9 protein-coding genes are annotated in these 11,983 nt (G+C 30.7%); 8 read left to right on the top strand and 1 reads right to left on the bottom strand.

Features of this window, described 5'->3' with window-relative positions; all coding sequences use genetic code 11:
• Position 1: 1 nt before the first annotated feature.
• The 5 genes from KSU54_RS07895 to KSU54_RS07875 all read left to right on the top strand — a co-directional run bounded on the left by KSU54_RS07895 (position 2) and on the right by KSU54_RS07875 (position 5,470).
• Positions 2-760 (top strand): tyrosine-protein phosphatase, encoded by a 759-nt coding sequence (locus tag KSU54_RS07895; RefSeq protein ID WP_003534615.1) that lies wholly within the window; start codon positions 2-4, stop codon positions 758-760.
• 3 nt (positions 761-763) lie between these two features.
• A complete protein-coding gene (locus KSU54_RS07890) occupies positions 764-1,447 on the top strand; it encodes an MgtC/SapB family protein (RefSeq protein WP_226816579.1) in 684 nt (227 codons plus the stop codon).
• 394 nt (positions 1,448-1,841) lie between these two features.
• Complete coding sequence (locus KSU54_RS07885; RefSeq protein WP_117561629.1) at positions 1,842-3,143, top strand: PTS sugar transporter subunit IIC; 1,302 nt, start codon at positions 1,842-1,844, stop codon at positions 3,141-3,143.
• A gap of 14 nt (positions 3,144-3,157) precedes the next feature.
• Positions 3,158-4,642, top strand: a complete 1,485-nt coding sequence (locus KSU54_RS07880; RefSeq protein ID WP_003534611.1) for a glycoside hydrolase family 1 protein — start codon at positions 3,158-3,160, stop codon at positions 4,640-4,642.
• Between the two features lie 75 nt (positions 4,643-4,717).
• Positions 4,718-5,470 carry a MurR/RpiR family transcriptional regulator gene (locus tag KSU54_RS07875; protein WP_020994413.1) on the top strand — a complete coding sequence of 251 codons (753 nt, stop codon included), beginning with the start codon at positions 4,718-4,720 and terminating at the stop codon, positions 5,468-5,470.
• A gap of 283 nt (positions 5,471-5,753) precedes the next feature.
• Here the strand turns inward: KSU54_RS07875 and KSU54_RS07870 are convergent, their stop codons facing one another.
• Complete coding sequence (locus KSU54_RS07870; protein WP_226814508.1) at positions 5,754-6,665, bottom strand: aldo/keto reductase; 912 nt, start codon at positions 6,663-6,665, stop codon at positions 5,754-5,756.
• A gap of 157 nt (positions 6,666-6,822) precedes the next feature.
• Here KSU54_RS07870 and KSU54_RS07865 point away from each other — a divergent pair, with 157 nt between their 5' ends.
• The 3 genes from KSU54_RS07865 to KSU54_RS07855 all read left to right on the top strand — a co-directional run bounded on the left by KSU54_RS07865 (position 6,823) and on the right by KSU54_RS07855 (position 11,498).
• Complete coding sequence (locus KSU54_RS07865) at positions 6,823-6,951, top strand: LysR family transcriptional regulator (protein WP_117792551.1); 129 nt, start codon at positions 6,823-6,825, stop codon at positions 6,949-6,951.
• A 697-nt stretch (positions 6,952-7,648) separates the two neighbouring features.
• Complete coding sequence (locus tag KSU54_RS07860; RefSeq protein ID WP_008791904.1) at positions 7,649-9,814, top strand: glycoside hydrolase family 16 protein; 2,166 nt, start codon at positions 7,649-7,651, stop codon at positions 9,812-9,814.
• A gap of 1,045 nt (positions 9,815-10,859) precedes the next feature.
• Positions 10,860-11,498 (top strand): hypothetical protein, encoded by a 639-nt coding sequence (locus tag KSU54_RS07855; protein WP_003534601.1) that lies wholly within the window; start codon positions 10,860-10,862, stop codon positions 11,496-11,498.
• The last annotated feature ends 485 nt before the right edge of the window (positions 11,499-11,983 follow it).

The raw sequence follows: 11,983 nt of genomic DNA, 5'->3' as shown, positions 1-11,983 counted from the left end.
GATGCGAATAGTTAATATTAAAAATTTTAGAGATATTAAGGGATATAGCTCTCAAGATGGTTTTGTAATAAAACCCTACATGATTTTTAGGGGTGGTGCTTTAGATAAATTAACTATAAAAGAACAAAATCATTTTGTTGATCATTTAAAAATAAAATATATTCTTGATTTTAGAGATGAAGCTGAAGCAAGCTTAGCACCGGATAAGCAGCATGAAAATATTTTATATGAACGTATCAGTGCTCTTAAAATGCAATCCCATGATCAATATGGTTTTGATTTTGGTACTATGCTGCAAGGAGAGATGACTAAAGAAAAATACAACTATCTAATGTCTTATATCAAAGCAGGATATAAAGAGATGGCTTTTAATAATCCTGCGTATCATCGCTTGTTCGAATTGTTATTAAGAAATGATGGCTATGTTTATTTTCACTGTACTGCTGGAAAAGATAGGACTGGAGTTGCCGGCTTTTTGATTATGATTGCTCTAGGAATGAGTGAAGAAGATGCAATCCAAGAATACTTGTTATCCAATATTTATTTAAAAGAAAGTAATGATGAATTATGTCAGCAGCTACAAATTCCTGAGAAATTAAGGGAGGAATGTAGACCCTTATTATATGTTCAAAGAGAATTGATTGAAATAATGATTCAATCAATTCGGGTTAAATATAGAAGTTATGATGAATTTTTATTACAAGAATATAATTTTGATAACGAAAAAAGAAGAAGATTGAAAGAAATATATTGTGAATAGGTGGTGGGAATTTTGCCATTTGATATTAAATTCTATATAGTAAATCATGGAATATGGGTTATAAGAATTATGATTGCTGCATTTTGCGGCTGTTTGATTGGCTATGAACGAAGTAGTCGAAATAAGGGGGCGGGGGTGCGTACACATGCTATCCTTGCTTTGGGGTCTGCTTTAATAATGTTAGTATCAAAATATGGTTTTATAGACATAAATGAAATAGATGGTTCTCGTATAGCTGCCCAAATCGTAAGCGGCGTTGGTTTTTTGGGCGCAGGCGTTATTTTTGTAAAGAATGGTAATGTTTCAGGTTTAACAACTGCTGCTGGAATGTGGGCAACATCTGGAGTAGGAATGTGTATTGGTGCAGGATTATATGATATCGGAATTATAACAACAATTATTTTGATAGGATTACAGATATTGTTTCATAGGGGGTTCTTTTTAAAGGTCACACAAAATAATCAAAACATACAAATGGAAATCTATTATGAAGATTATGCATTGAAAGATATTCGTGAAGTTTTTGATAAATATGGTATTGATATACATTCTATGAAAGTTGAGAATCTAAAAAATAAATCTATGTTTTTAGAAATGGAGACTTATGTGAATAAAGGGTTTCAAAAAGAATCACTAGTAGAAGAAATGATGAATAAAACATATTTTAAAATGTTGAACTATTATTAGAAGAGAGAAAATCTCTTCTTTTTTATATATTTTAATTGAGATAAAAATAATTAATGAAAACTATTTTTTGATTTCTGAATATATGCATGAATCGGCTTAAACTGGTGAAAATTATATTTAATGATTTAAAGATTGAAATGTTCTTTATTTTGAATCATCAAGATTTTTTAATACCTATCTAGATAGTACTGGCAAAAAATAGTTTCCATTTAAGGAAACTATTTTGATTAAAAAAATTGTATTATCTATAATTTAAGTAAAGAGAGGGGAGGATATAAGGCGATTTATAATAGAACTGATCAGGTAATTTTAAATCAAATAGTGCACTCCATTTTATACAATATTTGTATGACTCTTTTTAAATGAATGACTTGGTGAAAAGGAGGAAGTAAGTATGCAAGCTTTAAATAGTTTTTTTGAAAGATATTTTATGCCCTTTGCAACAAAGCTTAATAGTATTAAAGGGCTTATTGCTATTCGGGATGCTTTTGTTCAAATATTCCCTCTTACATTTGTAGGATCAATTGTTGTTTGTATTAATGTTGTTTTATTAAGTTCATCAGGATTTATTGGTCAATTTCTTGTTAAAATAATTCCTGATTTAGATGATTTTCAAGCAGTTTTATCTCCTGTAAGTAACGGAACAATTAATCTCATGGCTGTTTTTATTGTTTTCTTAATTGCAAGAAATATGGCAAAACAGTATGAAGTAGATGGATTAAAAGCTGGATTAACTGCTTTAGCTTCATTCTTTGTATTATATCCACCTAAGGTTGATGGAATGTTAACGGAATCTTATCTAGGGGCAAATGGAATTTTTGTTGCTATAATTACAGGGTTACTAGTTGGATATGGTTTTAGTAAGTTAACAAAGATCGATAAACTTCAAATTAAGATGCCGGATCAGGTTCCACCTGAAGTATCAAAATCATTTATGATTGCTATTCCTACCGCAATCATCATTATTTTAATCTCTGTTATTGCTTATTGTATTTCGCTGATAGAGCCTCAAGGATTAAATGCTTTAGTTTATGCGATTTTACAAGCCCCTATTCAGTCTTTAGGAGCTACACCGTTTACACCTATGATTCTTATTTTTATGGCAATGATCTTATGGTCAGTAGGAATTCATGGAACCTTTACTGTTTCTCCGATTTATATTACTTTATATGCTTCTATGAATATTGCTAATATTTCTTATGCAGCACAGGCAGGAACAACTGCGGGCTCTCCGTATCCATATACATGGTTTGCCTTGTTTGAAAACTATGGATGTATTGGTGGGACGGGTAATACATTAGCGTTGATTGTTGCTATTTTGATTCTTTCGCGAAAGAAGGGATGGAAAAGAGCTGATTATACAAAAACTGCAAAGATTGGTCTTATTCCAGGATTATTTTGTATCAATGAACCTATTATCTTTGGTTTGCCAATCGTATTAAATCCAATCCTTGTAATTCCGTTTATCTTAAGTCCAATTGTTTCAATGGGTCTAGGCGCATTGATGATTTCTACAGGACTTGTTTTGCCTGGAACATTAGATGTTGGATGGACAACACCACAGCCTATTAAAGCGTTTTTATCAGCTTCAGGTTCGTGGGAGACTGCTATTTCAGTTTGTTTTGTATTTATAATTTGTGTTTTGATTTATTTACCATTTGTTGCCTTGGCGAATAAACAACAGACTAATCAATAGAAAGGAGTTATGTTATGAGACGATTTCCTAATGATTTTTTATGGGGTGGTGCAACAGCTGCTAATCAATTAGAGGGAGCGTATAATGAAGGTGGTAAGGGATTGAGTACAGCCGATATGGTAAAGTTTGTTCCTAGAGAAATAAGCTGTGGCAAAAATACAGAAACTGTTACTTATGAAGAAGCAATAGAAATAATGAATGGAAAGCACGATAATGAATATTATCCCAAAAGATGGGGGATTGATTTTTATCATCATTATAAAGAAGATATTGCTTTAATGGCAGAAATGGGATTTAGATGCTTCCGTATGTCAATCAATTGGACAAGAATATTTCCAAACGGGGAAGAACAAGAGCCAAATGAAGAGGGATTAAGGTTTTATGATAATGTGTTTGATGAATGTTTAAAATATGGGATTGAGCCGCTAGTTACATTGTCGCATTATGAAACCCCTCTTCAGCTTGCTTTAAAGTATAATGGATGGGAAAATAGGAAAATGATTGAATTCTTTGTTCATTATGCGGTAACAGTTTTCAAACGCTATCGAAATAAAGTAAAATATTGGATACCTTTTAATGAAATCAATATGTCTTTGCATTTACCTTATACAGGCGGTGCTATTTTCATTGAAAAATCACAAAATGAATTAGAAACTATTTTTCAAGCTTTGCATCATCAATTTATTGCTAGTGCGTTAGTAACAAAAAAAGCACGGGAAATTAATCCTAATTTTCAAATAGGATCAATGTTAGGTATGTCTTTATATTATCCAAAGACAAATAATCCAGAGGATATTTTGGCTGCTCAATGGGCAAATCGTGTAAATTATTTTTTCTTAGATTTATTATCAAAAGGTGAATATCCTGAATATGCATTTTCTTATATGAAGAAAAAAAATATTGAATTGAAGATGATGGAAGAAGACTTATCGCTGCTTAGAGAGAACACAGTCGATTTTAATTCTTTTAGCTATTATTATTCTTTATGTACGTCTGCACATCCTGAAAATGAAGAAGGGCTGATTGCTTTTGTTCCTGAAAATGAAGTTATTGATGAATTTCATCCAAGAAAAGTTCGTAATGAAAATTTAGAAGTTACAGATTGGGGCTTCCAAATTGATCCAATTGGACTAAGGGTGGCTATTAATGAGGTATGGGATCGCTATCATAAAGCTATTATTGTTTCAGAAAATGGCTTAGGCACATATGATACTCTGACAATAGATAAGAAAATCCATGATGATTATCGTATTAAATATCTAAAAGAACATATTCAGCAAATGAAGATTTGTATAGATGAAGGAGTTAAAGTTATTGGGTATACGTCATGGGGATGTATTGATATTGTCAGTGCAGGGACTTCTGAGCGCAGTAAACGATATGGATATATTTATGTTGATAGTGACGATTACGGTCATGGGAGCATGAAAAGATATAAAAAAGATTCTTTCTATTGGTATCAAAAAGTTATCAAAACTAATGGAGAAGATCTTGGTTAGTAGTTTAAACTGAAAACTCTTACTATGTATGAGTAAGAGTTTTTCGTGTATAATAAAAAAAAGGGGATGGCTATTATGATGGTTGATAAATTAAATGATGTTCTTAATCATGTTGAAACATATACTACGATGTATGTGTTTTGTTCTTATACCAAATCCCATATTCATGATATCGCGGATATGACTATCGAAGAGGTCGCAAAAGCTTGCCATACCTCTAAAGGACAGATTTCAAAATGTGCTAAAAATCTTGGCTTTACTTCTTATTTAGAGTTTAAAGACGCTTGTATTGATTATATACATTCTTTTCAAGATAAACCGTCATTCTTTTCAAAAGAATGTGATCTTCCTCAAAATACAAAAATGTTTGCTCAGTCTATGTCAAAAACAATTACATATGTAGGGGAGAAGATTAATTATTCACATCTTAATCGTCTGATTAACGATATTTTAAGAAGTAAAAAGGTTTATCTATATGCTCAAGGAGATAATCGTTCTCTCTGTAATGTTATTCAAGTAGAATTAAGTACTCTATATATTCCGGTTGTAATTTGTGATGCAGATTTCATAAAATCATATCAGTTTAAAGAAGAGCATCTTTTGATTATTTTAAGTACTAATGGGACTATTTTTCAGCTGAACAAAAGAATCATTTCACGTTTAGTTCATGCAGAAGTTAATACTTGGCTAATTACTTGCAACTGTGATATTGAGTTTTCTAAAAATAAGCTTATAGTTCCTTCGTGTAAAGCAAAATATAATAAATATGCAATTAGGCATGTGATAGATATTGTGATTGCAGCAATGCGCTTTGTTCAGCAGTTATAAATTGATAAAAGCTGAGTTTTATCTTAACTATAAAACTTATGTAACTATTAAAGACAGCTGATCATGTCACAGTGAAATAAAAAACAGTGAAAGTTTTATTGTGGTAAAATATTGCGTTTTTAAATTAAGCAAGCTGCGATTATTAATTAAAACGCAAAGACTTTTTTGTAAACTCTCACTATTAATATCTTTTATTTATTTTTCCATTTTTTTGAAAAATCCGGATTTTCAGATTCATTATGTCCTCTATGTCCAAAGACTTGATGTTGAGCTAATGCTTTTTCTAGTTTTTAAATTCTTCGTTGCTCAAAGTTATAGAAGAAGCTTGTAGATTTTCTATGATTCTATCTTTGTTTTTTGAATCAGGAATAGGTACAACATTAGGATATTTATGCAACATCCATGCTAATGAAATTTGTGCTGGTGTTGCTTCTTTCTCTTTTGCAAACTGATGAAGTATATCTATAATAGGTTGATTTTTAACAATGTTTTCTTGTGTAAGCTGTGGAAGAAACTTTCTTACATCATCACCCTCAAATTTTGTTTCTGAAGTTACTTTTCCTGATAGTAGTCCACTTGCAATTGGAGAGAAGGCGACAACACCAATCTGATTATCTAGACAATATGGAAAAACATCGTCTTCACAGTCTCTTTCTAATAATGAATATAAATTTTGTACTGCTGTAACTGGTGTGAGTTCATGGGCTTTTTGTATCGTTTCTTTTGTAACTTGTGAAAGGCCCCATCCTCTAATTTGCTTTTCTTGAATTAACTTTCCCATCACTAACGCAACATCTTCAATAGGAATATCGCGATTTATTCTATGTAAATAATAAAGATCGATATAATCTGTTTTTAAATTTTTCATTGATTTTTTTAAGTGCTCTCGAATAACTTTCTCTAATCCATTATTTTCAACTTCTTGGGTATTTAGATATAATTTTGTTGCAAGAGTTATATCTTTTCTAAAAGGCTCAACTGCTTTTCCTACAAGACGTTCGTTATGCCCTGCTTCAAACATTTCTTTACCATAAGTTTCAGCGGTATCAAAAAAAGTACAACCTTCTTGATATGCATTTCTTATTGCTTCAATTGCATATTTTTCACTTGGCACTTGACCATATCCATGGGAAACCCCCATGCATTCCATACCAATTTGTGATACTAATAAATGACCAATTTCTCTTTTTTGCATAATTTTCTCCTTAACTATAATATATTTTTATTGATTTAAGTTTAAGAAAGGATACTCAAATCTTTACATGTATTATTTCACAAGATAAAATAATAATTATATAATATAACATTTTTATAGGGCTATAAGTTTTATTTATAAATTGGAGGAGAAAATTATGGAGTTATCACAACTTGAACAATTTATTGCTATTGCAAAAAATCAGATTATGACAAAAGCTGCACAACAGCTTCACATATCACAGCCAGCCTTAAGTATTGGATTAAAAAAGTTAGAGGAAGATTAATTGAAAAAATAGATTGCTCTTAAAATGCTTAGTTATTGTAATTATTTTATTAGGGCTTATTCAAAAGATACAGAATCAGAGAATTAACCGTCTCAAAGAAATACTGAGTATTATAATGAAGATAGTTCCAGCAATCAAGAGAATGGAGCAAATAACGTTTTGAATGATGCAGATTATATTGGATACATTACGATCTCAAGTTACTTTCTGTTCTTCTATCCGTTTTTCTGATAGATAATAGTATTTATGCGGACATTCTCGATTTTCTTTCCCTTTTTTTTATAAACAAGTTATTTGATATTAGGGTAATTAGTATGATGATCAAGGCTTTAATTATAAAGATTTTATAATCAGTACAATTATAATTAAGGTTCTCAATCAAAGCTATAACGGTGTTATATAAGTGTATATATTTACTAGGATTCTTTTATTTTAGTATTGTTAGTTTCATAACAGTAGTGAGAGATGAACTACGAACCATAATCATAATTTTCCTACTTTATTTGAAAGTATAGTGTTTATCCAGATAGTAAAAAATTATATATAAAACTATATAATTATTTACTAAATATTGAGAAATATATTGAAATATTTTACTAAATTTTATATATTATATTGGTACTAGTTATTTGAAAACGATTTCAGTGGCATAATAGGTGAATAACTATTACAACATTCTATAAAAGGGAGATTATATATGAAGTCAAAGTTTTTTAAAAGTGCATTAGCACTAACCTCGGCTCTAAGTCTTTCAGGAATAAATATGTTTTCAGCCGTAGCTAAAAATCTTGATACTACAGGTTTAGAAACAGAGTATGAAATGTTAGAACTTGAAAGAACTAAACCCGGAACAAATTTAATTAAGAATGGTGGATTTGAAACTAATAAAGGTCAATACTGGAGTACAACAGGTGATGGTCAAATTACTGATTACCCAGGTGCGGCTCATAACAGTAAAGTTTGCGGGTTATTACCATCATTCAGTAAAAATGCATCAGTATATCAAACATTATCATTAGAGAAGAACAAAGAATATAAAGTAACAGCTAAAGTTTTAAGTGCTGATGCTGCTGCACAAGCAATTGTTGCTATTAAAACACCAAATGTAGAGAATTTAAATCCTGCTATAGAACAAGCAATTACATTTAATGAAGCTTGGCAATATCAAGATTTAACATTTACATTTAATAGTGGAGAAAATAGTGAAGTAGCATTAGCTTTTATTAAATGGACAGAATCAACTGAGAATGCTACATATAAATCACAAATCTATATTGACGATGTAACATTGAGTCAAATAGGTACTGAGACTACTCCAAATGATGAAAAATATGAAGTAATTTGGAAAGATGAGTTCGATGGAACAGGTGCTATTGATAACAATGGATTAGATAACTCTAAATGGGGTTATGAATTAGGGTGTATTCGTGGTGTTGAACAACAACACTATACTAAAGATAAAGAAAACGTACATGTTGATGACGGTAAACTTGTCTTAGAGGTGACAGATCGTGCTAAGGAGTCACAATATAAAAATCCACGTGGAGATCGTCAAGTTATTTATAATTCTGGAAGCGTTAGAACACATGGCAAACAAGATTTTTTATTTGGGCGTATTGAAGTATTAGCTAAATTACCAGAAGGACAAGCAACTTTCCCAGCATTCTGGACATTAGGGTCCGATTTTACGTTAGATGGATCTATTAACGGTGACCAAGGAGATGGTTGGCCTTTATCAGGAGAAATTGATATCATGGAATCGATCGGTGATCCTAATTTTGTTTATGAAACGTTACATTACAGCGATACCAATAAACCAGGATATACACCGGGAGCAGATAATGGTAAATATGCAGGGAACGGCAAAGGGTCAAAAATTACTACACCAGGTGTTGTGATCGATGGTGAAACGTACCATGTATTTGGTATTAACTGGTCTGAAGGTAAAATGGAATGGTATATTGATGATCAAATTGTAAGAAGTGTTGATTATAGTGATGATCCTGCTGCCAAAGCAGCATTAGACCGCCCTCAATATATTCAATTAAACTTTGCTACTGGTGGAAACTGGCCAGGAGATGCAGGTTCAAACTTAGCAGGACAAACATTTAAAGTTGAATATGCATACTATGCACAAAATCAAGAGCAAAAAGCAGCGGCAGAAAAATACTATGCTAATACTGCAGCTCTCAATGTAAAAGATTTATCAATGGTAGAAGGTGTTGTACCAGATTTATTAAATGAAGCAACATTAACAGCAGGCAGTGAATTAGTAGACTTATCAGAGTATACAATTGATTACTCAATAGATAATGAACATATGTTTACTACAAACCCTGACTTAAACGATAACTCTCAAAGCAATGATCAAAATCAAACTAAGGTAGAATGCTTAATAGATGGCGCAGCTAGTAAAGAAAAAATTGCTAAACTGGCACCAGGTGAATACAATATTCATTATTCCGCAATGCATGATAGTAAACCATCAGTACGTAAAACAGCAAAGCTAACAGTAGTTGAAAAACCACTATTACCTAGTGATATGGATTTAGAAGGTGTTATTGGTAATAAATTAGAATCAATTGCATTACCTGAAGGATGGGGATGGGTAAACCCAAATATGGTAATTGATACTCATACTGGAGAATATGAAATTATTTATACTAAAGTAGACTTTTCTAATCCAGTAAAAGTAACAGTTAGAGCAACTGAAAAAGCAGATGTTGATACTATTGCACCAACAGAAAAACCATCTAAAGATAATACTTCTGTTAAAACGGGTGATAATGCGCTTGTTGCTACTTTCGCAATGTTAGGAACAATCTCTTTAGCAGGAATTACTCTACTAAAGAAGAAAAACTAAATAGTACAATTATGCCACAACAGACAACCTCCGGCTAACAATCGGTGGTTGTTTTATTTAATAATAAAATGATAAATGCTTATAATTAATATTCAATATGGTGATGTTAATTATGAATCAATAAAAAATTAGATTGTCTAATAAAATATTTATTAAATTTTAGGTAAAATGTATAACTGATGTGTTGCGTTACATGATTATTCAATGTAATTTCCCCTCATCTAATGAAGTTTGGCTTTACACAAAATCACTTACAGACTTCGCCTACAATCCATAAATTGGAATCAAATCTTTCTTCATTACAATATTTTTTCAGTAAAATTATACTTTTATAGCCAAGACTACTCTATAACTGAAAGATATTTTTGTAGTCAAAGATATAAACCGGACATGTATATATTTGCTGCTATAATAATATATTAATCAGCAGTATCATGGTCATGTTGGTCATTCGCTAATTTTAAATTGTTCAAATCGATTATAACAACAGTTAGATTTTCTTATGATCGGGTTATTACAATCTGTCTCATATGCATTTCGATTTTTGAGACCAGTATTTAATAACTCTAATTTTAGAATGCATCTTAAAAGAGGTATTAGATATATTTAATTTGCAAAACAAATAAAAATTTCCTATTTAAGACTTTATACTCTACTTTGATTATCCACATGGCTAGAATCAGTGAATATCTTATTCATTTTATGTATTAGCAGCATATGCTCGAGTAAATGTCCTATCAGAAATATCAAATAACAGATTTTTTATATCTATAGGTGTTGCATACAACGGATTTTATTTTACTGATTTTCAAGTGTAACAGAGATGTTTTTTATGAAATCTTTATTCTACACTAACAATGATGTACCTTTATATTTAAATAGATTAAAAAAACAATTTTTATCATTTATAGACATAAGTATGTAATTTTATGTTAAAATTTAGTATAAGCCGGTTGGCTAATTTGATAGCAGGAGGGATAAATGTATTATAGTTTTGATTTATTGCTAGTAGGATAAGTTGATTGCATTTTTGGAGGAAATAAATATGAAAAAAATTTTAACATTTGCTTTGGCAGCATTAATGATTATTTCTATGACTGGATGTGCTGGAAACGATAACACCCAGAAAGAACAGGAAAAGGTAGTTACATCTTTTTTTGATAATATAAAGGAATACAAGCTAGATGAATTAGAAAAGCTGGGAACTGATGATTATACTGATGTACTTGATATTAGTTCTATAACTGATGGATTTAAGAATTTTGAAGATGAAAATGTTTATGGTGAATCCTTTGTGAAAGAAACCGAAAACTTTGTTAAAAAAGTCTTTGATAAATTAATAAAAGAGTATAAAATAACTTTTGATGACGAAGAAGAAAATACCGTACTGGTTAAAGGAAAAAGACTAGATGAAAAATCAATCGATATGACATCAGCACAAGAAAATATTAATGAACTGGCTCAGAAGTATCAAGAAGAAAATATGGAAGAGTTATCTAAAATATATTTAGAACAGGGACAAGAAGCAATGATGAAAAAGATTTTTGATGATTTGTCAAAAGAGTTATATAATCCGTTATATAAAGAATTAGACAACGCTAAGTATACCGAATTTACATTTAAATTTGAGATGGTAGAAAAAGATGGAAAATGGCTAATTGATAAAATTAGTAAAGAAAAATAGATTTTTAAATATTGGCAATAATCAAACACTTGTGAAATATGATTATTTATTGAAATAAAGACAGTATTTTTGTCGTGTTTTTTTAATGTTATAAGCTGATATACTAATAATGAGGTGAAAGAAATGGTATTAGAGTTAGAGAGTTTAAATATTAAAACAACTGAGCTTCAGATAGCTGTTGTAAGGCTCCCAGAGGTATTTCTAGAAAAATCAATATCACCAGCAAGCCCTACCATTTTATTTGTCCGGAATACGAGAAAATCAGTATAGCCGATTGGGTTGTTGTTGAAGTAAAAAGGAAGACTCATAATAAAAATATTGACATTTAGGCCCAATTCATTTGTGGTATACAAATTAGAAGAATCAGATAAATTTGAAAAAAAGATGTATAAACATTTTTGGAAAAACAAGCAGTTGATATAACTGCTTGTTTTTTGTCTGCAATAAAACCCCCAGCTAGGCTGGGGGTCTCAAAAAGCTTTAGC

The organism is Erysipelatoclostridium sp. MSK.23.31 (assembly GCF_019125875.1).
Classification (GTDB): domain Bacteria; phylum Bacillota_I; class Bacilli_A; order Erysipelotrichales; family Coprobacillaceae; genus Thomasclavelia; species Thomasclavelia ramosa.
The sequence above is the reverse complement of the archived record's forward strand: the minus strand, read 5'-3'. Positions and strand labels throughout refer to the sequence as shown.